This window comes from Actinomadura rudentiformis (assembly GCF_008923185.1).
GTDB lineage: Bacteria > Actinomycetota > Actinomycetes > Streptosporangiales > Streptosporangiaceae > Spirillospora > Spirillospora rudentiformis.
In genome coordinates, this window is the sequence record NZ_WBMT01000016.1 from 274892 (window position 1) to 298693 (window position 23802).

Annotated in this window: 24 protein-coding genes and 1 pseudogene; 17 read left to right on the forward strand and 8 right to left on the reverse strand. The window is 67.9% G+C overall.

Annotated features, from left to right (window positions below; translation table 11 throughout):
• The first annotated feature begins 33 nt into the window (after window positions 1-33).
• Window positions 34-870 (forward strand): hypothetical protein, encoded by an 837-nt coding sequence (locus tag F8566_RS31670; RefSeq protein WP_151565515.1) that lies wholly within the window; start codon window positions 34-36, stop codon window positions 868-870.
• Here F8566_RS31670 and F8566_RS31675 read toward each other — a convergent pair.
• On the reverse strand, window positions 860-1666 hold the full coding sequence (locus F8566_RS31675) for a class I SAM-dependent methyltransferase (RefSeq protein WP_151565561.1): 807 nt from the start codon (window positions 1664-1666) through the stop codon (window positions 860-862). The genes F8566_RS31670 and F8566_RS31675 overlap by 11 nt on opposite strands.
• Window positions 1667-1734: 68 nt before the next feature.
• Between F8566_RS31675 and F8566_RS31680 the strand changes: the two genes are divergently transcribed.
• Both F8566_RS31680 and F8566_RS31685 read left to right on the forward strand, forming a co-directional pair.
• Complete coding sequence (locus tag F8566_RS31680; RefSeq protein WP_151565516.1) at window positions 1735-2343, forward strand: hypothetical protein; 609 nt, start codon at window positions 1735-1737, stop codon at window positions 2341-2343.
• Window positions 2340-2897 carry a hypothetical protein gene (locus F8566_RS31685; protein ID WP_151565517.1) on the forward strand — a complete coding sequence of 186 codons (558 nt, stop codon included), beginning with the start codon at window positions 2340-2342 and terminating at the stop codon, window positions 2895-2897. The genes F8566_RS31680 and F8566_RS31685 overlap by 4 nt, the downstream gene beginning before the upstream one ends.
• Here F8566_RS31685 and F8566_RS31690 read toward each other — a convergent pair.
• Entirely contained in the window at window positions 2873-3274 is a 402-nt protein-coding gene (locus tag F8566_RS31690) for a MerR family transcriptional regulator (RefSeq protein ID WP_151565518.1), read from the reverse strand. The two genes, F8566_RS31685 and F8566_RS31690, sit on opposite strands and share 25 nt — an antisense overlap.
• Window positions 3275-3331: 57 nt before the next feature.
• The gene (locus F8566_RS50225; RefSeq protein ID WP_192809949.1) at window positions 3332-3508 is read right to left on the reverse strand and encodes a hypothetical protein; all 177 of its coding nucleotides are present in this window, start codon (window positions 3506-3508) and stop codon (window positions 3332-3334) included.
• A gap of 215 nt (window positions 3509-3723) precedes the next feature.
• On the opposite strand from F8566_RS50225, the gene F8566_RS31695 reads away from it, so the two are divergent.
• A complete protein-coding gene (locus F8566_RS31695; RefSeq protein ID WP_151565519.1) occupies window positions 3724-4371 on the forward strand; it encodes a dihydrofolate reductase family protein in 648 nt (215 codons plus the stop codon).
• Between the two features lie 62 nt (window positions 4372-4433).
• On the opposite strand, the gene F8566_RS31700 is transcribed toward F8566_RS31695, so the two are convergent.
• Both F8566_RS31700 and F8566_RS31705 read right to left on the reverse strand, forming a co-directional pair.
• The gene (locus F8566_RS31700) at window positions 4434-6023 is read right to left on the reverse strand and encodes an FAD-binding oxidoreductase (protein ID WP_151565520.1); all 1590 of its coding nucleotides are present in this window, start codon (window positions 6021-6023) and stop codon (window positions 4434-4436) included.
• Window positions 6024-6348: 325 nt separating this feature from the next.
• The gene (locus F8566_RS31705) at window positions 6349-6651 is read right to left on the reverse strand and encodes an iron-sulfur cluster assembly accessory protein (protein ID WP_151565521.1); all 303 of its coding nucleotides are present in this window, start codon (window positions 6649-6651) and stop codon (window positions 6349-6351) included.
• 459 nt (window positions 6652-7110) lie between these two features.
• On the opposite strand from F8566_RS31705, the gene F8566_RS31710 reads away from it, so the two are divergent.
• The 3 genes from F8566_RS31710 (at window position 7111) to F8566_RS31720 (ending at window position 10420) form a co-directional block, all read left to right on the forward strand.
• Window positions 7111-8469, forward strand: a complete 1359-nt coding sequence (locus tag F8566_RS31710; RefSeq protein ID WP_151565522.1) for an NAD(P)/FAD-dependent oxidoreductase — start codon at window positions 7111-7113, stop codon at window positions 8467-8469.
• On the forward strand, window positions 8454-9866 hold the full coding sequence (locus tag F8566_RS31715; RefSeq protein WP_225993691.1) for a cation:proton antiporter: 1413 nt from the start codon (window positions 8454-8456) through the stop codon (window positions 9864-9866). Before F8566_RS31710 ends, F8566_RS31715 begins: the two co-directional genes overlap by 16 nt.
• A 113-nt stretch (window positions 9867-9979) precedes the next feature.
• Window positions 9980-10420, forward strand: coding sequence for a DUF1801 domain-containing protein (locus tag F8566_RS31720; protein WP_151565523.1), 441 nt, complete (start codon window positions 9980-9982; stop codon window positions 10418-10420).
• Between the two features lie 106 nt (window positions 10421-10526).
• On the opposite strand, the gene F8566_RS31725 is transcribed toward F8566_RS31720, so the two are convergent.
• Window positions 10527-11183 (reverse strand): hemerythrin domain-containing protein, encoded by a 657-nt coding sequence (locus F8566_RS31725; RefSeq protein WP_151565524.1) that lies wholly within the window; start codon window positions 11181-11183, stop codon window positions 10527-10529.
• Between the two features lie 229 nt (window positions 11184-11412).
• Here F8566_RS31725 and F8566_RS31730 point away from each other — a divergent pair, with 229 nt between their 5' ends.
• The 9 genes and pseudogenes from F8566_RS31730 (at window position 11413) to F8566_RS31765 (ending at window position 21620) form a co-directional block, all read left to right on the forward strand.
• Window positions 11413-13080, forward strand: a complete 1668-nt coding sequence (locus F8566_RS31730) for an acetyl-CoA carboxylase carboxyltransferase subunit alpha (RefSeq protein WP_151565563.1) — start codon at window positions 11413-11415, stop codon at window positions 13078-13080.
• A gap of 9 nt (window positions 13081-13089) precedes the next feature.
• Window positions 13090-13659, forward strand: coding sequence for an acetyl-CoA carboxylase biotin carboxyl carrier protein (locus tag F8566_RS31735; protein ID WP_151565525.1), 570 nt, complete (start codon window positions 13090-13092; stop codon window positions 13657-13659).
• A gap of 4 nt (window positions 13660-13663) precedes the next feature.
• Window positions 13664-15019, forward strand: a complete 1356-nt coding sequence (locus F8566_RS31740) for an acetyl-CoA carboxylase biotin carboxylase subunit (protein ID WP_151565526.1) — start codon at window positions 13664-13666, stop codon at window positions 15017-15019.
• A gap of 71 nt (window positions 15020-15090) precedes the next feature.
• Window positions 15091-15954, forward strand: a pseudogene (rfbA, locus tag F8566_RS31745) (glucose-1-phosphate thymidylyltransferase RfbA); the annotation flags it as partial.
• 63 nt (window positions 15955-16017) lie between these two features.
• Window positions 16018-16245 (forward strand): acyl carrier protein, encoded by a 228-nt coding sequence (locus F8566_RS53090; RefSeq protein ID WP_225993696.1) that lies wholly within the window; start codon window positions 16018-16020, stop codon window positions 16243-16245.
• 459 nt (window positions 16246-16704) lie between these two features.
• Complete coding sequence (locus F8566_RS31750) at window positions 16705-18579, forward strand: AfsR/SARP family transcriptional regulator (RefSeq protein WP_151565527.1); 1875 nt, start codon at window positions 16705-16707, stop codon at window positions 18577-18579.
• A gap of 77 nt (window positions 18580-18656) precedes the next feature.
• Entirely contained in the window at window positions 18657-19643 is a 987-nt protein-coding gene (gene rfbB, locus F8566_RS31755; RefSeq protein WP_151565528.1) for a dTDP-glucose 4,6-dehydratase, read from the forward strand.
• A 227-nt stretch (window positions 19644-19870) separates the two neighbouring features.
• Window positions 19871-20929, forward strand: a complete 1059-nt coding sequence (locus F8566_RS31760; protein WP_192809951.1) for a sensor histidine kinase — start codon at window positions 19871-19873, stop codon at window positions 20927-20929.
• Window positions 20930-20945: 16 nt separating this feature from the next.
• Complete coding sequence (locus F8566_RS31765; RefSeq protein WP_264159473.1) at window positions 20946-21620, forward strand: response regulator transcription factor; 675 nt, start codon at window positions 20946-20948, stop codon at window positions 21618-21620.
• On the opposite strand, the gene F8566_RS31770 is transcribed toward F8566_RS31765, so the two are convergent.
• Complete coding sequence (locus F8566_RS31770; protein ID WP_151565531.1) at window positions 21588-22553, reverse strand: aldo/keto reductase; 966 nt, start codon at window positions 22551-22553, stop codon at window positions 21588-21590. The two genes, F8566_RS31765 and F8566_RS31770, sit on opposite strands and share 33 nt — an antisense overlap.
• 238 nt (window positions 22554-22791) lie before the next feature.
• On the opposite strand from F8566_RS31770, the gene F8566_RS31775 reads away from it, so the two are divergent.
• Window positions 22792-23607 (forward strand): helix-turn-helix domain-containing protein, encoded by an 816-nt coding sequence (locus tag F8566_RS31775; RefSeq protein ID WP_151565532.1) that lies wholly within the window; start codon window positions 22792-22794, stop codon window positions 23605-23607.
• Between the two features lie 51 nt (window positions 23608-23658).
• On the opposite strand, the gene F8566_RS53095 is transcribed toward F8566_RS31775, so the two are convergent.
• A partial coding sequence (locus F8566_RS53095) for an aromatic-ring hydroxylase C-terminal domain-containing protein (protein WP_404800368.1) occupies window positions 23659-23802 on the reverse strand: 144 nt, incomplete at its 5' end.

A 23802-nucleotide genomic window follows, 5' to 3' on the forward strand; every position in this document is an offset into this window, starting at 1 on the left:
TCGCACGGGGCGAGAGATGGCAGATGAGAGGGGATGAGCATGTACCAGGTGCTGCCGTTCGAAGGGCTGGCTGAGGCGCGGTTGGGGGAGGAGCGGGCCGTGCTTCAGCGGCGGCTGGGTGAACATCGCACGTTCCGCAAGGGGCACGCCCAGATCGGGCTGGCCGACCAGTATGTGGAGCGCGGGCTGATCCTGCACCACGACGACCGGGAGCGTCTCTTCTATATCGAAGTCAGCGACGTTCCCCTCTATCACCGCGATGTGCCGTTGCTCGACCGGCCGTACGAGAGCGTTCGGAACGATCTGGCAGAGCTGGGCTGCCGGATCGTCGAAGACGACGAAGGGTGTGAGCTCCCTGACGACGGCTTCAACCTGTGGTGCGTGGACACAGACGTCACCATGGTCGGCCTCTTCCCCAAGGACCGGCGCGGCAGCGTGGGTGACTTCGTGGAAGGCGAGTCGCGCGTGGGAACGCTCCGCGCCCACGACGTCACGCCGGGCGTGGGCACCGGGCCGGTGCGGCTCGGGATGCGGCGGGACGAGCTTCGCGCCATGCTCGGCACGTGCCTGGAATCGGTTCCCGAATACGGAGCGGCGGGCGAGGATTCCTACATTGAGCACGGGTTGACGCTGGAGTTCGCCGCCGACGATGTCCTGACGGGGATCGTCATCGCATCTCTCGCCCGAACGGTCACCTGTCAGGGAGTTCAGATGCTCGGACGGCGCTACTCCGAGGTCGTCGACGAGCTTGCGGCGGCGGGCGTGACCGTCGAGCGGGGCGAACTGGCCGGACACGCGCCCGGATTCACACTTCAATGCCCCAGCGAGGCCTGGATCGTGTCAGCCATCCGGATCGGACCTATGTCCTAGGACGCGCAACGCCCCGTACAGCCCAAGCTTTGGCCGTGAGCGGGATCGATCCGTCCTGGCCGCGGGGGAGGCGTGCATGGAGCAGATCGCGCAACGCGTCGCGCCGCTCTCCGGCCAGCGACATGACCCAACCGGGGGCCGGGCCCTGACCGCCCAGGAACGGGTTCCAGTAGTCGTCGAAGTCGGCGAACACGGTCGGCACCTCGATCGCCTGCACCGTCACCTCGTCCATTTCGGCGAGGGCCCATAGCCGGCTGAGCGGTTCTGGACGGCACAGGGGGAATCGGCGGCCCTCGTCCAGCTCGGCTGCGGCAGGGTTGAGGGTGACCGCGGCGTCCCAGAAGTAGCGCAGCATGGCCATGCCCTCGGCGTAGTCCCAGACATAGGCGGCGGCCAGGCCGCCCGGCGCGGTGACGCGGGCGAGCTCTGCGGCGGCACGGTGGGGATCAGGAACGAAGTTGAGCGCCAGGCCGCTGACGACCACGTCGAAGTGCTGGTCGGGGAAGGGCAGTGCTTGTGCGTCCGCCAGGTGGAAGGTGGCCCGCTTGTCGACGATGTGAGCGCGGGCATGTGCCAGGAAGGCCGCGGAGGTGTCCACGCCGGTGATCTGAGCGGGCTCCGCCGTGGCCAGGGCGGTCGCTGTCAACGCCCCGGTACCGCACCCCACATCCAGCCACCGCCGCCCGGCCGGAACGTTCAGCCACTGCAGGAAAGCGTCCGCGACGCTGCGGCTCCAACGGCCGATGTACGCCTCGTAGGCGTCGCCGGCAGCCCATACCTCGTGCCCAGGTCCCATATGACGACCCTTCATATGACGACCCTACGACGAGCGCTGAAGCCGCTTGGCGGCATAATCCCGTACTTGTGAGGATCAAAGGGTGGCCGTGGGGGCGCATCGGCTCCGCGATGGCGGCGGGCATGGCCGGGCTGCTGCTCGGTGGTGGAGTCGCCTGGGGGATGGCCAACGATCAGACCGAGACAGAGGCCCCGGCCCGGGCGGTTCCCTCGCCCTGCAATCTGCCGGACCGTGCATCGCTGGACCGCCTTCTGCCCAAGGCGAGGATCAGTTACGCCACACTCCCCGATCCTCGCCAGTCGGGGTGGAGCATCGCGTCTTGCCGATTTGTGGCGCCGGATCGTTCCGGCCCGGCGATCAGTCTGCGGCTGCGGCGTTACGGGGAACGGAGGGTGGACGAGCAGAAGGGCAAGGGCACCAGGTATGTGACGTACTCGGGTGCGCGCGAGGCGAGGACGGCCTTCGACCACGAGCGGAGTGAAGGCGCCGCGTCATGCGGAAGCGGCCCGGCAGCGGGAGGGGTCTTCTGCACATGGAACTCCGCGGGACGCCTGGGCTACAGGGTGCTCGGGCACCGGGACGATCTCGTCCTTTGGCTCACCGGCGAGAAGTTCCCGCCCGGTAGGGAACTGGAGCTCGAACGCCTCGCCGGGACGATCCTGGCGGCCGCCCGATGACGCGGCGGCACTCGCTCCGGGAGGTCGCGCGCCAACCCTATGGGCCCGCCCTGCTCGCGTTCATCTTCAGTCTCGTCGTCGGCATGGTGGGCGTCCTTGTCGCCACGTTCTTCGGGTTCCTGCCCTACGGCCGCCCTTTCGCGCTGCGTGACCCGTGCGATGCTCTCGCGGGCATGAAGACGATCACCGATGGCCGGCCCCTCCTCGGGCGAGATGGGCGCGCCAAGGCCTCGTGCCGGACCACGTACACCTCCTCCGCCACCGGCCACACCGACCTTGAGATCGACGTCGCGAAGAAGCCCGGGAAGGTCGCTCGTGCCGAGCACGACCGCTCCTGTGCCGCGCTTGCCGGCATGGGCGTCGTTGAAAAACCCGTGGGATTGGGCGACGCGGCGTGCGCGGTGATCGTGGACGGACGCCTGCGTTCGGCCGTCGTGCTCGTCCGGCGCGGGAACATCGCCGTCACGCTCGCCTACTCCACCGAGACCAGAAAGGCCGACGAGGTACGGCGCGTGGCGTTCCAGGCCGCTCAAGCCGTCGCGTCGTCCGCCTGACCGACTCGCACATCCGGTAGCTGGGCGGCCAGGCGGACGCGGAGTTCGGTCAGGCGGGCGATCTCGGTGTCGAGGGCGGCCAGGCGGCGTTCGGCGATGCCTGCGGGCCGGGAGCAGGCTCCCCCGGGAGCGCCGTACTCGGGAAGGACCTCGGTGTCCAGCATGGCCAGTCGGTCGGCGCAACCTCGCAGGTCGGCGATCGTCAGGCCGAAGGAGAGGAGGTCGCGGATGACGCGTATGCGGGCGACCTCCTCGGGACTGTAGAGGCGTTGCCCGGTGGCGGTGCGCCGTGGCGGGGGCAGGAGTCCCTCCTGCTCGTAGAACCGCAGGGCACGCGGGGTGGTGCCGGCTGCCGCCGCGGCGTCGCCGATCCGCATCGGGCCTCCTGAGTCTCTAAAGGGCGACCACCACGGTGCCCAGGTGTCGACCGGTCATCATGTCGTGCAACGCCTGAGGGCCGCATGGATGCCCGGGACACTGACGTACGGGAAAGTGATGTCGCCGGCGCGCAGCCAGGCGGCGAACCGGTCGAGCCACTCCGACCCGATCTCCCCGTCGCCGCCGGCGCTGTACTTCTCGGTGGGTACGGGGCAGATCAGCCATGATCGCATCTCGATTCTGAAGGCCGGTACGACTGCGCGACCCTAACCCTTGACGTGTACGCCAAAGGCAACACGTGACCACCCGTCCGCCAGTGCAGTTTTCTCCGCCAGTCATTGATTAATGTTGTCAATGTTTTTCCATGGGAATAGGCATTGGACGTCATTCTCGTATTGATTCATGCTGGAGGTGCACCAGGAAGTTCACCCATCGAAGGAGGACTCTGATGTCCGACGTCCGCGTTCACAACTTCACGATCTCGCTTGACGGCTTTGCCACCGGCGCAGGTCAGGCCCCCGACGCCCCGTTCGGTCACGCAGGCGAACGCCTGCACGAGTGGATGTTCGCCACCCGGTTCTGGCATCAGATGCGCGGCGGCCGGGGCGGCAGCGTCGGCGCCGACAACGCGTTCGCCGCCATGCACGGCCCCGGCATCGGCGCCGAGATCATGGGCGCCGGCAAGTTCGGCCCGCCCGGCTGGCAGGACGACCCCGGCTACAAGGGTGCGTGGGGCGCCAACCCGCCGTTCCACACGCCGGTCTTCGTGCTCACCCACCGGCCGCGGCCATCGGTCGAGATGGAGGGCGGCACCACCTTCCACTTCCTCGACGCCTCACCCGCCGAGGCGCTCAGCCAGGCCCGCGCGGCGGCCGGTGGCCGGGACGTGCGCCTGGGCGGCGGGCCCTCGGTGATTCGCGACTTCCTTACCGAGGGGCTGGTCGATCACATGCACGTCGTCCAGGTCCCGATCCTGCTCGGTCGAGGTGTCCGGCTCTGGGACGGCCTGGAGTCGCTGGAGGAGGCGTATCAGATCGAGGCGGTCTCCACGCCCAGTGGCGTCACTCACCTGACGTTCACCGCCAAGAACCGGTGACCGCGAAGGCGCCCGAGACTCAGGTGGCAGACCTGGGACGCCTTCATCAAGGACGTGTCAGGTCAGCCGGCGGGGTCTGAGGATGCCTCGATCGACTGCTGGTGCCGGAAGATGTTCAGGGGGTCCCAGCGGGCCTTGGCGCGTTGCAGCCGGGGGTAGGCGTCCTTGTAGTACAGCTGAGACCAGGGCTGGTTGGAGGTGTTCCACTCCGGATCGTTCAGGTCGACGTCGGGATAGTTGATGTAGCAGCCGTCGGTGCGGCTGCCGACGATCGGGACGCCGCCGGTGTCGGCGAAGGTGGCCTGGTAGGTGTCGCGGATCCAGGCCACGTGCCGGGCCGCGTCACCGGGGTCGGTGTCGCTGGGCCGGCGCCAGTAGACCTGGTACTGCATTTTCAGGATCGAGTCGCGCTGCGGTACGGCGGTGTCACGGGGCGGGCGGTTGATCGCCGAGCCGTAGGAGTCGATCTGGATGACCGCCTCGGGGTTGGTGTAGTCGGTGTAGTGGGTGTTGCCCAGGTAGTCCCACATTGCCTGGATCTGCCGGCCAGAGAAGGGGCGGCGCAGGTAGGCCGACTTGTACTTGCCGCAGCGGTTCTCTCCTGAGCTGTTGAGCGCCTGGGTGGCGGTCAGCCACGGCATCAGTCTCGGTTTCCAGGCGTCGGGGATGGGACCGTGCTCGGCCACTGACGACAACATCGGCCCGGAGGTGGGGATCGCGTCGCTGTCGACGGTGTCCAGGAAGCCGAGCATGGCCGCGACGCCTTCGTCGCCGGGATCGTCACCGTCGGCGTTGACTTGCGCGACCAGGCCGATGTTGTTCGTGCCCTGGTTGCTGTGGGTGAGGGTCAGCAGGGTGAACAACCGGCCGGCGGCGGTGGCGGGGTCCTGGTGGGCGGCGAAGTACTCGCCGTAGGAGCTGACCAGATGGGTGAAATGCTTCTGGGTGAAACCCTGCCAGCTCCAGGTGCGGGCGGTGACCAGGACACGGCGCGGCGGGGCGGGCGGGTCACGGAACCAGAACCGGGTGACCACCCCGAAGTTGCCTCCACCGCCTCCGGTGTGGGCCCACCACAGGTCCCGCAGGTCGGGGTCGGGGGAGTCGCGGGTGGCCACCACGAGTTCGACCGTGCGGCGGTCGGTGACCACGGCGACCTCGACGGCGTACAGGTAGTCCACCGTCAGGCCGGCCTGGCGCGACAGCAGCCCGTAACCGCCGCCGGTGATGTGGCCGCCCAGCCCCACCGAGTAGCACGACCCGGCCGGCAGGGTGCGGCCCGACAGTGGGAACAGGTGGCTGTAGACGTGCCAGTTGGTCGCCCCGGGCTCCACGCACCAGGCCTCCATGTCGGGGTCGTAGTGCATCCCGCACATGGGACTGACGTCCAAAATCACCCGTACGTCGTCGCCGCACACGAAGTCCTCGTAGCAGTGCCCACCGGAGCGAACGGTCACGCGGGTACGTGCCGGATCAACCGCCGGCTGATTGACGGCCTCTGACAGTGCCCTGACCACCCCGCGCGGCGAGGTCACCATGCGCACGTACTCGGGCCGGGCGATCCAGCGCTGGTTGAACCCGCGGCTCAGAGCCGGATACCGGACATCGGCCGGGGCGACGGTGACGGCGGGCGCAGGTGTCTCAGGACTGCTCATGGGGGTTCCCTTTCCGATCCTCGAAGACACGTGGGCGCCGCAGCCCCGCTCCGGCCCTCAGGGGCCAGCGCAAGATGGCGGCCCGCCGCACGGGGCGGCGGGAGCAGACAGCACCTCCACCCTTCCCGGACGTCACGGATCAACTACTAACCGTGATGGCAGATGTGGGTCGCGCCGTGGAGACGACGCGACAACCTGGCGCACACCTTCGCGCACGCAGCACTCGCGCAAGCAGCACTTTCGCTGCTGACAGCACAGCGGCGCCTTGTGGTGGCGTGGTCAGGTGAGGCCCGCGCCAACGATCATCAGAAAGGCTCGCGACCCGCTATGGGCGCTGAGTCCCCGGGGCCCCTTCACCGTTCGTCGGGTTCGTGATGCGGAACACCACGTCGTCCTCGGCGATCTCCGCGTTCAGGGCTCTGCCGCCCAGCATGCGGGCGGCCGTGGTCTGCAGAAACACGCGCACGCCGTCGGTCTCGATGACCTCGTCCTCCGCGTCCGGCCCGGGTGCGATGGACAGTTCGAGTCCGCCGGCGGAATCGTGATGCACGATGCGGAGGCCGGAATCCTCCGAAAGCCCAGGTTTCTTCGTCAGGATGCGGATGGCCTCAACGGCGGTGCCGGTCAAAATGAGCACGATCGAGCTCCTCGCGTCGGTCCAATTGATTCAAGCCTCGGCTCGTGGTAATTCCGATGAAAGATGGGCGGACCCGTAGAGCCGCCCATTGTCGGGGGCATATCTCAGTCAATCACGACGGATGTTCAACTGCAGATCGTTGATGTCGACCCGGCGCTCTGTACGGTCGTCTTTCCGGTCCTATCCTGTGTCAGGCCTGGTCTGAGGTGCCGTCGAGACGTTCAACCGAGAAACTTCCGCAGTCGAACGCCCGGACCGCCGGGCGTCGGCTGTTTCGCCTCTTGACCGGCAACGTTCAAAGGCCTGCTCGACTCTTGCGCGGAATGGAATGCGTTGACTTTCAGTCGGGGGATATGGATTCTGGCATCTGGTAGGGACATGCACCTGAGAAATGAGCCAGAGTGCCGGGGCTCTTCATGATGTGCCCCTGAAGACGTGAAGGAGTAACCAGTGGCCGAGGCTCGCAACAACGATTATGACGCCATCGTGATCGGCGGGGGGCCCAGTGGGTCTGCGTATGCGATCACACTCGCCCGCAAAGGCCACTCGGTGCTCCTGCTGGAGCGCGAGGAGATGCCACGGTTCCACATTGGCGAGTCCTTGCTGACCTACACCGCGGACGTGCTGGAGCAGATGGGGCTCCTGGACCGGGTGGCCAAGAGCGGCTTCGTCATCAAGAGGGGAATCGAGCTGACCGGGACCGAAGGCACGTTCCGGCGCCTCGACCTCGGCCAGATCGGGGACGGGCGGCGCGGCTGGACCCTCCACGTGGAGCGCTCGGACTTCGACAAGATCCTCCTCGACGCCGCGGCGGAGACGCCGGGTGTGACCGTCCTCCAGAAGGCCCGGGTGCGGAAACTCCTCTTCTCCGGCGAGCGCATCTCCGGCGTCCGGTACACCTGCGACGGCGAGGACCACGAGACCACCGGGAGCTTCGTCATCGACGCGAGCGGCCGGGCTGGTGTGATCGCGCGAGGGCTGGACCTGCGCAAGACCGACAACGACCTCAGGATGGCGGCGGTGTTCAAGCACTTCGGAGGCTTGGACGAACGCAACAACCCGGCCACCGAAGGCGACATCCAGCTCGGGCTGTACGAGGACGGGTGGTTCTGGGCCATTCCGATCCGTCCCGATGTCATCAGCATCGGCTGCCTGGCACCGGCGGAGATCCTCCGGGAATCGGTGCCCGAGGACATGTTCACCAAGAACCTGGAGCGGATTCCCCGGATCGCCCAGCGCATCAAGGGCACGGCGGTGATCCGCGAGCTCACCGGCGAGAACAACTTCGAATATCACTGCGACACCCTTGCCGGGCCCGGCTTCTTCATCATCGGCGACGCCGGGTGCTTCACCGACCCGGTCTTCTCCGGTGGCGTGCTCCTCGCCCTCACGACCGGGCGCAGGGCGGCCGAGGAGACCGCCCGGGTGCTGGCCGGGGAAGCGGAGGAGAAGGAGGCGGCGCTGCGCTACCAGAACTTCTTCAAGACCGGTTACGAGACGTACTACCGGCTCATTCGCGCGGTGTACGACAACAGGTACGTGTCCGAGGGCCGGGAACTCAGGGTGAGCCCGCAGAATGGCGGCGACCGCCTTGCCGGTGCGGGGTGGTGGGGGATTCAGGAGAGACTCCAGGCCACGTCGGGTGGACCGTTCGACACCAAGGAATCGATCGAGCACTTCTGGCTCGTGCGGGCCCTGAACGGGGACTTCTGGTCGGGCGAGAACCGGTTCTTCCAGCGCCTGCGTGAAGAAAAGGCCTGGGGCCTGTTCGACGACTTCGATCCCATCTACGAATGCCCCGTCCACTGACGTGCCCCCGGGAGCATCAGATGGTCGTGGCGGCACCCCCGATCGCCCCGATGAACGCCCATGAGGCGCTCGTTCTGCTGCTGCAGATCAGCCTTCTGCTGAGCCTCGCGGTGGTGTTGGGGCAGCTGGCGCGGCGACTGGGAATGCCGGCCGTCGTGGGTGAACTTTCCGCCGGCGTGCTGTTGGGGCCCTCGTTGCTCGCCCATGTGGCCCCCGGTCTGTCCGGCTGGCTGTTTCCGAGCACTCCCGGCCAGATGCATCTGCTGGACGCGGTGGGGTACTTCGGCGTGCTCTTGCTGGTGGGCGTCACCGGTATGAGCATCGACACGAAGCTGCTGCGGCGCAGGAGCCTGGCGGTGGCGCAGGTGAGTGCCGGCGGGTTGCTGGTCCCCCTGGCGCTCGGGGTGGCCGTCGGGTTCATGCTGCCCGCGTCGCTGATCGCCGAGGGCGCCGACCGTGCCGTCTTCGCCTGGTTCATCGGCGTGGCGATGTGCGTCAGCGCCATCCCCGTCATCGCCAAGACGCTGCTGGACATGCGCCTGCTCCACCGGAACGTCGGCCAGCTGATCATCAGTGCGGCGGCGGTCGACGACGTCGCCGGCTGGCTGCTGATGTCGATGGTGTCGGCCATGGCCACCACCGGGATCCGGGGCCGCGAGGCGACGGTGGCGGTCGGCTGCCTCGCGGGCGTTCTCCTGTTCGCCTGGCTCATCGGACGTCCCGTCGTGGGCATGATGCTGCGGCTGCCCTCCCGGTCGGCCGACCCGGGCGTGGTCGTCGCGGTGGCGGTCCTGATCGTGATGCTGTCGGCGGCGGGGACGCAGGCACTGGGCATGGAGGGGGTCCTCGGCGCGTTCTTCGCCGGCATTCTCATCGGCTCGTCGCGATGGGTCGACCGCGAACGCCTCGCACCGCTGCGGACGTTCGTGCTGTCCGTGCTCGCCCCGCTCTTCTTCGCCACGGCCGGGTTGCGGATGGACCTCACCGCGCTGGGCGACCCCGTGGTGCTGGGTGCGGCGAGCCTCATGCTGGTGGTCGCCGTCGCCGGCAAGCTGGCCGGGGGGTACGTGGGTGCGCGCGCCGGCAGGCTCGGCCACTGGGACGCGCTGGCCCTCGGCGCCGGGCTGAACGCCCGCGGCGTCATCCAGATGATCATTGCGATGGTCGGGCTGCGGCTCGGCGTGCTCACCATGGAGATGTACACGATCATCGTCCTGGTGGCCGTCGGCACCTCGCTGATGGCGCCGCCGATGTTGCGGTACGCGGTGCGCCGCGGCGAGACCCTGAGCCCGGAGGAGACCGAACGCGAGAAGGCGCTGGACATCGGGCCGGCCCCTGACCAACCGGTCGGTCGTTGGCGACACGAGACGAGTTCGCCGCACGCGGCTCCTCCCTAGCGGACGGCCGCAGGCCGTTTCAATCGTGGGAGCCGGGTAACGCCTTGATAGGTCCACACCTTCCTCGGCCATTGACGAGCACGGCAATTGACCAGCACGACGACGGAGCACCGATGCCGAACAAAAAGGACACCGCCAAGAAGTCCGGCTCTGGACCGAAACTGCTCTCCGGTGGGAACCCGCAGATCCCGAAGGGGGAGGGCGACAAGCCGGTGCAGGCCTATATCGCGGCCATGCCCGGCTGGAAGAGCTCGGTGGGCAAGCGGCTCGACCACCTGGTCGTGAGCACCGTTCCCGATGTGCACAAGGTCGTGAAGTGGAATCAGCCGTTCTATGGCAACGAAGGTGACGGCTGGTTCTTCGCCTTCCGCTGCTACACCGAGTACATCCAGCTGCAGTTCTCCAGCGGGACCTCGCTTGACCCCGTTCCGCCCAAGGAGTCCAAGCACGAGGGGATGCGTTACCTCAACCTCCGCGAGGACGACGAGCTCGACGAGAAGCAGTTCGTCTCGTGGATCAAGCAGGCGCAGAAACTGCCCGGCAGGAAGGACTAGGGCCGCAAAGCACGGCAAGCCCAGGCACTGCAAGCCTCAGGCAAGGCTTGCAGTGCTGCAAGTGCCGGGCTGTACTTGCAGTGCTGCAAGTGCGGGGCTGCACGTGTCAGGCCCTGCGCACACTGCGGACCCGGCGCGCGTACTTGACGCGCCCGATGGTGTACCAGATCAGCCGTGCCGGGAGCGGCAGCGACCCCAGCAGATGCGCCCGCTCCCGCCGGTCCGCATCCTCCAAGGCCGCCCCCAGGAAGAACACCATTTTCTCCCTGGGCGCGTGGGCTGAGAAATGCTCGGACAGCCTGTCCCACTCGCTCACGCTCACATGCTGCTCCGCCAACGGCAGGACGTTCTGCTCCTCGTCGTCCAAATGCTCGTTCAGAAGCGCCACGTGTTCGGCCAGCAGAGCGCTCAGCTTGTCGCGTGACTCTTCGTCCGCACGCTCGGCCCACGCCGGTGCCAGTTCGGCCATGCGCGTCATGCTCTCGGCCAGCCCCTCGTGTTGCTCCTTTATGCGCAGGACGAGATCGGCCTCATCCACACGGTCCAGAAGCAGCGGCCACAGCAACTCGTCTTCAGCCGAATGGTGCAGGTGCAGGGCCAGCAGGTAGTCGGCCAGGTGCGCCGCGAGCACCCGGGCTCGGTCAGTATCTCCCGGCTTTACGCACGGCACCTGTGCGGCCAGTACCCGTGACTCCCGGCGGGAGGCGCGATGGGTGACGACCATCTCGTGGGTGTCGGGACGCTGGCGGGACGCTGTGGCCATCGACGGCTCCTTCTGCCGGTCATAGTCGTAGGGGTTAATCGTCGGCCACCGCTCTAAAAACGGGCTTGGAACCGGCTTGGACGCGCCGCCGTGAAAACCGGGCCGCTGCCCCATTGAGGGCCCCCACAGCGCACGGAGCGCTCTAGCGTCTCTCTATCGTCCCTTGAAACCGCGGGCCCAAAGTCGGTCATGGAACGACGGTTGGGAGACGCACGTGACTGACGTGCTGATGGGCCGATCGGTTGATCTGCCTGAATGGGTCATATGTGCAGGGTGCCGCACGCTGGCATACGGCAAGCGGTTCCGGCGTGATCTGCTTGTGTGCCCGGAGTGCGGCCTCCATGAACGGATGAGCTCCGAGGAACGGATCTCCGCCTTGCTGGACGAGGGATCCGCCGAGGAGCTCGACTTTTCCGTGGACACGGGGGATCCGCTGGGTTTCGTCGACTCCAAGCCCTACACGGTTCGGCTGAGGGAGGCGCAAGCCGCCACCGGAATGAAGGAAGCGGTGGTATGCGTCCGCGGCACCATTGACGGTAATCCGGTCATGGCCGCCGTGATGGACTTCTGCTTTCTCGGTGGAAGCCTGGGAGCGGCGGTCGGGGAGTTGATCACGCGGACGGCCGAGCTCGCGCTCGCGGAGCGAACGCCTCTTCTCGTCGTGACGTCGTCGGGTGGAGCGCGCATGCAGGAGGGCGCGCTGTCCCTGATGCAGATGGCCAAGACGAGCCAGGCCCTGCGCGAGCTCGACGAAGCCGGCATTCTCACCATCTCGCTGATCACCGACCCGACCTATGGCGGGGTCGCGGCCTCGTTCGCCACCCAGGCCGACGTCATCGTCGCCGAGCCGGGCGCGCGCCTGGGCTTCGCCGGGCCGCGAGTGATCCAGCAGACGATCCGCCAGTCCCTGCCGGAGGGCTTCCAGACCGCCGAGTTCCTGGTCGAGCGGGGAATGATCGACATGGTGGTGCCGCGCCAGGCGCTCCGTGTCACGCTGGCCCGGCTGCTGTCGGCGGGCTCGCGGCGCCCGGCGGCACCGCGCGCCGCGGACCGGGGAGGCACGGCGGAAGCGGCGTTGGTCAGGGATTCGCGCGACCTGCCCGCCAGGGAACCCTGGGACGCGGTCCGCCTGGCCAGAGCGCTGGACCGGCCGACGGCGCTGCAGTACATCCAGGCGATCACCGACGACTTCGTCGAGCTGCGCGGCGACCGCCTGGCGGGCGACTGCCGGGCCATCATCGGTGGTCTGGCGCGGCTGGACGGGGCCCCGCTGGTGATCATCGGCCATCAGAAGGGCCGGACGACCAAGGAGCTGGCGGACGGCAACTTCGGCATGCCGTCCCCCGCGGGATACCGCAAGGCGGCCCGGCTCATGCGCCTTGCCGCGAAGCTCGGCGTTCCGGTGGTCACCCTCGTCGACACCCCGGGCGCCCATCCCGGAGTCGAGGCCGAGACCGAGGGCCAGGCCGTGGCGATCGCCGACACGCTCCGGCTCATGACCGGCCTGCCGGTTCCGGTGGTCTCGGTGGTCACCGGAGAGGGAGGCAGCGGAGGCGCTTTGGCGCTCGCGGTGGCCAACCGGGTTCTCGCCTTCTCCAACGCGATCTATTCCGTGATCAGCCCGGAGGGGTGCGCGGCCATCCTGTGGCGCGACTCGAGCGCCGCTCCGCAGGCGGCACGGGCCCTCCGCCTCGATGCACGATCCCTGCTGGAGCTCGAGGTCGTCGACGCGGTGATCCCGGAGCCGGAAGGGGGTGCTCAGGGCGACCACGGTGCCACGGCCAGGAATTTGAAGGCAGCGATAGCCGCGGGCTTGGACGAGCTCTCGACGCTCGACGCGGCCCGCCTCGTCGAGAACCGCCGGGTACGGTTCCGCCGGTTCCAAGCGCTCGTCTAGGGGACATGGATGACCAGTGAACGCGCCGAGCACAACGGTGTACTCGAAGACCTCTGCGACCACGCGGCACAGCTCATCTCGGCGGCCGACGCACGGCTGCTCAAGCTCTCGATCCGAACGGGCGACACCGCGGTCGAGCTGGAATGGTCGCCTGCCGCCACCGCCGCCGCCTCCACCGCCCCCACCGCAGCACCACCGGGCGTGCTCGCCGTTCCTGCAGAGCCCGTTCCTGCAGAGGCCGTGCAGGCACAGCCCGTGCAGGCACAACCCGTTCCTGCAGAGGCTGTGCAGGCCGCAGCGACCGAACTCGAATCGCTCCACCATCTCCGGGCCGAGATGGTCGGGACGTTCTACAGCGCTCCGGAACCGGGCGCGGATCCGTTCGTCTGCGTCGGCGACGAGGTCCAAGCGGGACAGCAGGTCGCGATTCTGGAGGTGATGAAGCTGATGACCCCTGTCGAAGCCGATCGCCCCGGCCGGGTGGTCGACGTGCTGGTCTCTGACGGCACGCCCGTCGAGTACGGGACGGCACTGATCGCGCTCGACACCACCCCGCAGGCTTGCCGGAACACGGGCTGACGCCATGTTCGACAAGATCCTGGTTGCGAACAGGGGTGAGATCGCACTCCGGGTGGTCCGTGCCTGCCGGGAGCTGGGGATCAGGAGCGTCGCCGCGTACTCGTCGGCCGACGAGGACTCGCTCGCGGTCTCCGGTGCCGACGAGGCCGTCCGGATCGGACCCGAGCATCCGCGGCGCAGCTACCTGAGCATCCCGGCGATGGTGGAGGCGGCGGCGCTGTCCGGCGCCGACGCGGTGCATCCGGGTTATGGCTTCCTTTCGGAGGAGCCCGACTTCGCCGAGGTCTGCCAGAACGCGGGGCTCTCGTTCATCGGGCCGCCCCATGACGTGCTGGCTCAGCTCAGCGACAAGTCCCGCGCGCGGGAGCTCATGGCGAGCTGCGGGCTTCCCCTGCTGCCGGGCAGCCTGCATCCATTGCGGGACCTCGACGAGTGCCGGCGGACGGCGGACCAGATCGGCTACCCGTTGATCATCAAGGCGGCGATGGGAGGCGGGGGGAGGGGGATGCGGATCGTCCACTGCCCCTCGGAGCTGCCCGACGCCTTCCGGCAGGCGTGCGCCGACGCCCACGCGTTCTTCGGCGACGGACGGGTCTACGCCGAGCGCTTCGTGCAGGCCGCGCGCCACGTCGAGGTGCAGGTGTTCTGCGACGCGTACGGCGCCGTCGTCTGCTTGGGCGAACGGGACTGCACCATCCAGCGGCGGAACCAGAAGCTCATCGAGGAGACCCCGGCTCCCGGACTGCCACCCGCCCTGGTCGAGCGGATATGCCAGGCCGCGGTCGCGGGCGCACGCGCCGCGCGGTACGTGGGCGCGGGCACGTTCGAGTTCCTCGTCGACGGTGACCACCGCTTCTACTTCATGGAGGTCAACTGCCGCATCCAGGTGGAGCATCCGGTCACCGAAGTCGCCACCGGGATCGACCTGGTGCAAGAGCAGATTCGCATCGCGGCGGGGGAGCGGCTCGGCTTCGGCCAGTCCGACGTGCGGCCCCAGGGCGCCGTGATCGAGTGCCGGGTCAACGCGGAGGACCCGGATCGGCAGTTCACGCCGGCGCCGGGGCTGCTCACCGAGTTCCAGCCCCCCGGCGGCCCCTTCGTCCGCGTGGACACCCACTGCTTCCCCGGCATGCGCATCTCCGCGGCCTACGACTCGATGCTGGCCAAGGTGATCGTGTGGGCGCCCGACCGGACGGAGGCGATCGCGCGGATGCGCCGGGCGCTCGCCGAGTTCCGGATCGACGGGCCCGGTGTTCGCACGACGGCGCCGTTCCTCGACCGGGTCCTCGACCATCGCGAGTTCCGGTGCGCCGAGCACACCACGGGCCTCGCCTCCCACCTGCTCAACGGAAGCCCTTGAGCGCCTCTCCAACCCCGGTTGAGCGCGGGCCCGGATGCTGAACGCAAGCGCTGTGGAGGTGCGACAGGCATATGAAGGGAATCATCCTCGCAGGCGGCTCCGGTACCAGGCTGTATCCGATAACCCGGGTGCTGTCCAAGCAACTGCTGCCGGTCGGCGACAAGCCGATGATCTACTACCCCCTGTCGGTGCTCATGCTCACCGGGATCAGGGACATTCTGATCATCTCCACCCAGGAGGACGTCCCGCGCTATAGCCGGCTGCTGGGCGACGGGTCGGACCTCGGGGTGAGCTTCTCCTACGCGGTGCAGGACGAGCCCAAGGGCATCGCGGAGGCCCTCGTCATCGGAGCCGACCACATCGGAGACGAGCCGGTCGCGCTCATTCTCGGCGACAACGTCTTCCACGGGCACCTGCTCGCCGAGATCCTTCGTGAGCAGGCACGGGACGTGCAGGGCTGCGTGCTCTTCGGGTATCCGGTCAAGGACCCCCAGCGTTTCGGGATCGCGGAGACCACCGCTGACGGCCGGCTGCTGTCCATCGAGGAGAAGCCCGCCCGGCCTCGTACCAACCAGGCGGTCACCGGGCTCTACCTCTACGACAACGACGCTGTGGACATTGCCAAAGGCTTGCAGCCGTCGGCCCGCGGTGAACTTGAGATCACCGATGTGAACCGCGCCTATCTGAGCCGGGGGAGAGCCAAGCTCGTCGAGCTCACCCGTGGCTTCGCCTGGCTGGACACCGGCACGCCGGAGGCGCTGCTGGCCGCCAGCCAGTACGTGCTGACCCTCGAAGAGCGGCAAGGCCTGCGCGTCGCCTGTGTCGAAGAGATCGCCCTGCGAATGGGGTTCATCGACGCCGAGGCCTGTTACCGGCTCGGAGCAGGGCTGGCTCCGTCGCGATACGGCCAGTACGTCATGACCGTGGCACGCAGTGAAATGTCCGACCGGAAGGAGACTGCCATGAAGGAACTGACCATCGAGGACCTGAAGCACATCATGCGATCGTGCGCGGGTGAGGACGAATCACTGGACCATGGCGGGGACATCCTCGACACGTCCTTCGTGGACCTCGGATACGACTCGATCGCGTTGCTGGAGGCTGCGGCTTTCATCAAGCGGGAGTACGAGGTCGCGCTGAATGACGATGACATTGATGTGCAGGAAACTCCGCAGGTATTTCTCGACAAGGTGAACGGCGTGCTCGTGCGCCAAGCGGCTCTCTGAACACCGGGCCCGCCCCGCGCAGGGGCTGCGGCGCCCGGATGATCGTGACTCAGTGCCCGGCCGGCAGGCCCGGGACGACGGGTCGGGATCGTCCGGGCGCTCTTTCATGGGTCCGGGCGCTCTTTCATGGGGAGTACTCCGCCCCCGCCAGAGGACTCCCCCCGCGGCCACATCGGTCCAGATCGGCACCGTGTCAGCAGGGGGCCCGTCCCGCCCCGCGTTTCATCCCTTAACAAGCGTCCCACCCGTAGCGCGGCGGCGGCCTCGGGCATCAGAAGGAGTACAACCTTCGTGGTGGGCGGGGTTCGTCGATACTCCCCCGGGTGTTCCCTATACGGGCCACCTACCAGCCAACTTTCGTGTTTCGATCTTGTCTTTTTCGCGGGGCCATGGATAACGTGAATAAGTAGTCGAAATCCAGTCGATTCGGTCATTACTCCCGGGTCAGGGGAGGATGCAATGCAATTCCGCCTTCTAGGCTCCTTCGAGGTCATTCACTCATCGGCGAATATCGCGCCGACCGCCCCCAAACCGCGTCAGGTCCTCGCACTGCTCGCGCTGCGCAGAAACTCGGTGGTGCGGACGGCCGAACTGATCGACGAGTTGTGGGAGGACGATCCGCCGGTCAGCGCCATGACGACGCTGCAGACGTACATCTACAAGCTCCGAAAGATCTTCCAGGAGTGCGGTGCCGGAGAGATCCTGCAGACACGGCCCGCGGGATACCTGCTCACCGTCCCGGACGAGAACGTCGATCTCCACTGGTTCGAACAGGCGATCAAGGAGGGACGGGCGATCCTGGATCGTGGCGATGCCGTACGGGCGGGGGAGATCCTGGCGGACGCGCTCGCCATGTGGCGCGGGCCGGCCCTGGTCGACGTGATGGCGGGCAACCTGCTGTCGGCGTACGTGGCGCGGCTCGAAGAGGTCAGATTCCGGGCGCTGGAGCTGCGGATCGAGACCGATCTCAGGGTCGGCCGTCATCTGGAGCTGATCGGCGAGCTGAAGTCCCTGACCGTGCGGTACCCGTTGCACGAGGGGTTCCACGCGTCGCTGATGACGGCGCTGCACCACTCCGGACGCCGCTACGAGGCGCTCGACGTCTACCAGACGCTCCGTCACAACCTCGTGGAGCAGCTCGGCCTGGAGCCGGGCCGCGAGGTCCAGCAGCTGCATCAGGCGCTGCTCTCGGCGGACCGGCCGGCGGCCGCGGAGTTCGAGTCCGGTGCGGGTCTCGTGCCGCTGGCGGTCGAGGAGCCCGATGAGCCAGAGGAGGCCGAGGTGCCGGCGCGGCTTCCCGAGGACACCGAGTTCGCGGGCCGCGGGAGCGAGATGAAGAAGCTCTGCCAGACCGTGGCGGCGCCACCCCCGGAATCGCGCGGGGCCGGGCGGATCAGCGTGATCAATGGGATGCCCGGGGTGGGCAAGACCGCGCTGGCGGTGCACGCCGCGCATCGCATCCGGCCCGCCTTCGGGGGTGGACTGCTCTATGCGGACCTCAAGGGCTCGTCGAATGCCGCGCGTGACCCCGCCGAGGTCATTCATTCGTTTCTCCGCGCGCTCGGCTTCCCGAGGGACCAGATCCCGGAGGCGCTGCAGGACCGCAGCTCGCTGCTCTGTTCCGTCGCCGCGAGGCGAGGCATTCTCCTGGTGCTGGACGACGCCGCGTCGGCGGCTCAGGTGCGGCCCCTGCTGCCCGCCGGCCCGCAGTGCGGGGTCATCATCACCAGCCGGCGCAAGCTCGAAGGTCTCGTGGGCGCCTCGAACATGGTCATCGACGTTCTGGACCGGGCGGACGGCATCGAGCTGCTCGCGTGCATCATCGGCCACCCTCGCGTCTGCAGGGAGCGGGACGGCGCCGAGATGCTGGTCGAGGCATGTGACAGCCTCCCGCTGGCCTTGAGCTGCATCGGCAACCGGCTCGCCGCGATGCCGGGGTATCCGCTGGCCCGCATGGCGAAGGAGCTCACCCGCTCGCGCCAGAGGCTCCCGGAGATGCAGTTCGGCGATCTCGACCTGCGATCCAGATTCGACTCCAGCTACGAGCGGCTCGGGGACCAGGAACAGGGCGTCTTCGCACTGCTGAGCACCCTGCCGTCGGAGTTCACCGCCGACGCGGCGGCCGACCTGCTCGGCTGGGAGGTCCCCGAGTCCAGGCGGGCTCTGGATCACATCCTCAACCATCACCTCTTGCGATGCGTCCAAGACAACGGCACCGTGCGCTACGCATTGCCCAAACTGGCCCGGATGTACGCGCGTGAGCGTCTCACCACCTCCATCCAGGCTCGCGACCACCAGCGCGTGGCGCCCGTGCCGGCCCAGATGGCGCGATAGCGGTGGTCACCGCAGTGCCAGGCCACCGCCCATCAGCGTTCGACCCACCTTCGACCAGCCGCTAGCAGCCTTGCAGCGTGAAGCTGTTTGTGACAGGTGGTGCCGGCTTCATCGGTTCTCACTACGTTCGTTCCGTGCTGGCCGGACGGTACCCCACGCTCGAAAACGCGCACGTGACCGTGCTGGACAAGCTGACCTATGCGGGCAACTTCGCGAACCTTCCGGCGGACACCTCCCGGCTGACGTTCGTTCGCGGCGACGTCTGTGACGGGGACCTGCTCATGGACGTGCTGCCCGGCCACGACGCCGTCGTGCACTTCGCCGCGGAGTCGCACGTGGACCGGTCCCTGGTGGGATCCGCCGCGTTCATCGACACCAACGTCGTCGGGACGCACACCATCCTGGAATGCTCCCTGCGGTCGGGCGTGCGCCGGTTCGTCCACGTCTCCACCGACGAGGTGTACGGGTCCATCGACGAGGGGGAGTGGCCCGAGGAGCATCCGCTCGAACCGAACTCGCCCTACGCCGCCTCCAAGGCGGCCAGCGACCTGATCGTCCGGGCGTTCCATCAGACTCACGGGCTTCGCACGTCGACCACCCGCTGCTCGAACAACTACGGGCCGTACCAGCATCCCGAGAAGCTGATCCCGCGGTTCGTGACGAACCTCTTGGACGGGCAGGACGTGCCGTTGTACGGGGACGGCATGAACGTCCGGGAGTGGATCCACGTGGACGACCACTGCCGGGCGATTCAGAGGGTGCTCGAACGCGGGAGCCCGGGCGAGACCTACAACATCGGCGGCACCGTGGCGCTGACCAACCTCGAGCTCACCCGCCTGCTGCTGGCCGCTTGCGGCGCGGGCTGGGAGCGGGTGCGTTTCGTCCCGGACCGAAAAGGTCACGACCAGCGGTACGCCGTGAACGGATCGAAGATCGCCGCCGAGCTCGGTTTCCGGCCCCGTGTTCCTTTCCTTCGGGGGCTCGCCGAGACGGTTCGCTGGTACCGGGAGAACCGTTCATGGTGGGAGCTGGTCAAGCGGCATCGTGCGGTCGCATCCTTCTGACCTCCGCTCGGCTCACCCGGGAACCGAAAGGAAAAGGTATGCGGGCGGTAGCGGACCCGGGTCGTGACGTCACGATGGGAATATAACGGTCATTACTGTCATAGCGACCTCTGTCCTCAGAGGCTATGGTCAAGGTGAAAGCCGGACTTCTCGCCCACACGGGGGACCCAGTGGCAGAGAGATCTCCTCGGCAGCCGGAGCGTGCCGGTCCTGACGTGGCTTCGGGCTTGGAGGCCGACCGGGCCGAGATCATGGCTGCCTACGACCGGGTTTTGGACGAGATCGGCGGTCCGATCGCGTCTGATCCCTTGGCGCGCCAGCAACTCATGGCGAATGCGGAGCAGATCATCACCGATGTCGTCGACAGCCTGCGCGCGGGCGCCGTCCGCGTTGACGGGGGTCACCGGCTCAGGCTCCGGGAGAGCCCGACGCGCCCGACCCGTGGCGTGCAACCGCGGGACGCGCTGCGCACGGGGGCCGCGTTCTTCGACGTCATCCAGCAGGAACTGATCCGCCGGCTGGGATTCCAGGAAGGATCCTGGCGGCTGCTCACGCTGGCTTTTAGCGCCCTCTACCGGAGTATCACCGTGCGTATCGGTGAGGGATTACTCGCCCACCAGGGATACTTGCTCGACGTGATTCATAAGGCACAGGTGGAGGAGCGGCACCGGATCGGCCGCGAGCTACATGATCACGTTGGACTTTGGCTGAGCGCGGCCTACCGGCAGCTCGAACTATACGACCTCGACAACGACGGGAAGGAGCTCGGCTCCGGAAGCGAAAAACGGATCACCGCCGCTTACGACGCGGTTCGGGAAGCGATGCGGACCTTGCGGGAAATCACTTCTGAGCTACGCTTCTCGGAGCCGTCCAGCGGTTTGGAGAAGGCGCTGCTGACGGCTTTAGAGGCGGTGGCGACCGGCGACGCGACCGTTCAGCTGAAGATAAACGGCGACGAGAAATGGGCGCCGCCCGCGGTCAAGGACGAATCGTTCCTCGTGGTCAGGGAAGCGGTTCGGAACGCGGTTGTTCACGGCAAGAGCAAGCTGGTGCTGGTGCGCATCGACATCGCGCCGCACGAGATGCGCATCTACGTCGACGACAACGGGTGCGGCTTCGACACGCGCCGGACGGCCTCCGGGGGCATGGGGCTGTCCATCATGCGCGAACGAGCGGAGCTCGTGCGCGGCACGTTCACCGTGTCGAGCACACCGGGTCAGGGCACCCATGTGGAACTGTTCATACCGCTTCCGGGAAGCGAACATGGTCCAGCTCGAGGAAGGTAAGACGACAATACTGATCGTGGACGACCACGCCCTGCTCCGGGATGGCCTGCGGGAGATCCTGGGCTATCAGGAGGATCTGGTCGTCGTGGGGGAAGCGGGCGACAGCGAGGGCGCCGTGGCGCTGGCCGCGGAGAAACGTCCTCATGTCGTTCTGCTCGACATCGAGATTCCCGGAGACGACGCCATCACCACGGTGGGCCGGATCCGCAAGCGGTCGCCGCACACGGCCGTTCTCATCCTGAGCATGTACGAAGGGCCGCAGCTGCTGCAGAGCCTTCTCGATGTCGGCGTCCGGGGCTATCTGCTGAAAAGCGTGACCAGGCAGGACCTGGTGTCGGCGATCCGCAGTGTCCGCCTCGACAAGAGGCGTGTGATCGTGTCGGTCTCCCGGGAGAGCATCGCCATGGGCCAGGCGGGCTCAACGATGACCCTCTCCGAGCGTGAGCGCGAGGTCCTGGAGCTCACCGCCCAGGCGCTGAGCAACCGGCAGATCGCGGCCCAGCTCTCGCTGACCGAGGCGACCGTCAAGCGGCACCTGCGCAACATCTTCGTGAAGCTGGGCGCCGTCTCCCGCATCGACGCCGTCAACAAGGCGGTGGCGGCGTCACTGATCGAGACGGGGGAGGGCAAGCGCCAGGGCGCGGAGGCCGCCGCACCGCTAGGGCAGGGTGCGTCCGCGTCCAGCGACTGACGCGGGCGGGAACAGAGCCGCCAGGTGGTCGCATTCATCAGGGGTGAGCCTCACCCCGGCCGCGGCCGAGTTCATCTCAAGATGGACCCGGTCGCGGGTGCTCGGAACCGGCGTGATGTCGTCGCCGCGGCCCAGGAGCCAGGCGATGGCGAGGCGAGGGAGGCCGAGGTCCCGCTGCGCGGCGATCTCTTCCGCCGCCCGCAGCAGGTCCAGGTTGGCCGGCAGGTTCTCCGGCCAGAAGCGCGGGTCGTCATGGCGGATGTCGTCGGCGGAGAGCTGGTCCGCCGACCGGATCCGGCCGGTGAGGAAGCCCCTGCCGAGGGGGCGGCAGGCGAAGACGGCGATGCCGCGTTCTCTGGCGGCAGGCAGGCATTCGGCCTCGACCCGCCGCTCCCACAGCGAGTATTCGGCGGCGAGCGCGGCGACGGGATGCACGGCGTGGGCACGTCGAAGCTGGTCGGCTGAGGCGCCCGACATGCCCACGTGCCGGACCTTGCCGGCCGCGACCAGCTCGGCGAGTTCCCCCATGCTGTCTTCGAGCGGAACCCCTGGATCGACTCCGTCGAGGTAGTAGAGATCGATGTGGTCGACGCCGAGGCGGGCGAGCGAGGCCTCGCAGGATCGCCGCAGGTGCTCGGGCGTGCCGTCGAGCCGTCTCCTCCGGCCGCCCGCGTCCGGCCGGCTCCCGCCGCCGACCGCGATCATGGCCTCGTCCCGCCGCCCGGCGACGGCGCGTCCGACGAGCCGTTCGGCCCTTTCGGCCTCGCAGCCGGTCGCGGCGTCGATCAGGGTGACACCGATGTCGAGCGCGAAGCGGATGGTGTCGACGCTCGCCGCGTCGTCCACCGGACCGGACCGCCCGGTGAGGGCGAGCGTGCCCAATCCGATGACCGACGAAGCCAGACCGGCATCGCCGAGCTTCCTGACCTGCATCTCTAGGTACCCTCGGCCGTCGACACCCTGCCTTCATTGCTCGCAACCATTGGTTCACATTGTGACGGGAGATGACCGGCTGCGTGTTCGTCTGCGGGGACTCCGCGGTTGAACAACGGGCGAACACGTCCTAGCGCTGCTCGAGCCGATCGCGACGACCGCGAGCCAACCTGACGGCTGGGTCGAGGCCGCCCGGTACGAGGTACACGGCGGTGAGGTACACGGCGGTGAGGTGCGTATGGACAACGCGGTCGAAAAGGCGATCGAGTGCATCTGGGAGCGCTACAGCGAGCCGCTGTCCCTCACGGAGATCGCAAGAAGCGCTTTGCTCAGCCGCTTCTATTTCGCTCACGTGTTCAGGGACGCGACCGGGGTCACCCCCGGCCGGTTCCTTGCCGCGATCCGCATCCACCAGGCCAAGCTCCTGCTACTGAACACCCCGATGAGCGTGAATGACGTGTCCTCCGCGGTCGGATACAGCAGCCTGGGCTCGTTCACCAACTACTTCACGGCCAGCGTCGGCGTCTCTCCCGCGAGGTTCCGCCGCCTGTCGCGCACCGGCGGGTTCGGCCTGCCCAGCCCGCAGCCGGATCGGCCTGCCGCGACCGGCGCGGTCGCGGGGACGATCAGCCTGCCGGACGGCCTGTCGGAGGGCCACGGGAACGCGCGCGTGTACCTGGGGGCCTTCCCGACTCCCATCGTCCAGCGTTCACCGGCCGCAGGAGTGATCGTCGATGTGCCCGGTGGCCGTCCGGCGTGCTATCGGCTTCCGGACGTGCCCGAAGGAACCTGGTTCGTGCATGCGGTGGGTGTGGCCGATGGGGTGGGACCCGAGCCGTCGTCCACCCGGAGCTCGCTGGTCGGCAGGAAGGACTCGGTGACGGTCACCGCCGGCAGCGTCACCAGCGCCGCCGTGCGCCTGCGCCGCCCGCAGCCGGCCGACCCGCCGATCCTGCTCGCGCTGCCCGACCTCGAACCGCCGCCCGCCCTCACGGGGGCTGCCGGGTGCCCTGTCATCGGTTCGTCTCCAGCGCCACGTGCGCACTGCGGCTGAACTTGCGACTGAACCTGCGGCTGAACTGTCGCGCGGCGGTGCCCCGCCCGGCTACGCGGATCGTGAGATTGCCGGGGTTCGTGCGGTGCCGAACCAGTGGTTGAGGGCGTGGGTGAGGTGGTGGTGGGTTTGTGGGGTGGTCCAGGCGATGTAGCCGTCGGGGCGGATGAGGGTGGCGTCGGGTGTGGGGTGTTG

Coding starts and splice junctions, on each gene's coding strand:
- F8566_RS31675 (WP_151565561.1), bottom strand. CDS start 1,666: ATGGGACCTGGGCACGAGGTATGGGCTGCCGGCGACGCCTACGAGGCG.
- F8566_RS31695 (WP_151565519.1), top strand. CDS start 3,724: ATGTCCGACGTCCGCGTTCACAACTTCACGATCTCGCTTGACGGCTTT.
- F8566_RS31735 (WP_151565525.1), top strand. CDS start 13,090: ATGACCAGTGAACGCGCCGAGCACAACGGTGTACTCGAAGACCTCTGC.
- F8566_RS50225 (WP_192809949.1), bottom strand. CDS start 3,508: ATGCGATCATGGCTGATCTGCCCCGTACCCACCGAGAAGTACAGCGCC.
- F8566_RS31730 (WP_151565563.1), top strand. CDS start 11,413: ATGGGCCGATCGGTTGATCTGCCTGAATGGGTCATATGTGCAGGGTGC.
- F8566_RS31725 (WP_151565524.1), bottom strand. CDS start 11,183: ATGGCCACAGCGTCCCGCCAGCGTCCCGACACCCACGAGATGGTCGTC.
- F8566_RS31750 (WP_151565527.1), top strand. CDS start 16,705: ATGCAATTCCGCCTTCTAGGCTCCTTCGAGGTCATTCACTCATCGGCG.
- F8566_RS31775 (WP_151565532.1), top strand. CDS start 22,792: ATGGACAACGCGGTCGAAAAGGCGATCGAGTGCATCTGGGAGCGCTAC.
- F8566_RS31690 (WP_151565518.1), bottom strand. CDS start 3,274: ATGCGGATCGGCGACGCCGCGGCGGCAGCCGGCACCACCCCGCGTGCC.
- F8566_RS31715 (WP_225993691.1), top strand. CDS start 8,454: ATGCCCCGTCCACTGACGTGCCCCCGGGAGCATCAGATGGTCGTGGCG.
- F8566_RS31685 (WP_151565517.1), top strand. CDS start 2,340: ATGACGCGGCGGCACTCGCTCCGGGAGGTCGCGCGCCAACCCTATGGG.
- F8566_RS31670 (WP_151565515.1), top strand. CDS start 34: ATGAGCATGTACCAGGTGCTGCCGTTCGAAGGGCTGGCTGAGGCGCGG.
- F8566_RS53090 (WP_225993696.1), top strand. CDS start 16,018: ATGCGATCGTGCGCGGGTGAGGACGAATCACTGGACCATGGCGGGGAC.
- F8566_RS31770 (WP_151565531.1), bottom strand. CDS start 22,553: ATGCAGGTCAGGAAGCTCGGCGATGCCGGTCTGGCTTCGTCGGTCATC.
- F8566_RS31720 (WP_151565523.1), top strand. CDS start 9,980: ATGCCGAACAAAAAGGACACCGCCAAGAAGTCCGGCTCTGGACCGAAA.
- F8566_RS31700 (WP_151565520.1), bottom strand. CDS start 6,023: ATGAGCAGTCCTGAGACACCTGCGCCCGCCGTCACCGTCGCCCCGGCC.
- F8566_RS31740 (WP_151565526.1), top strand. CDS start 13,664: ATGTTCGACAAGATCCTGGTTGCGAACAGGGGTGAGATCGCACTCCGG.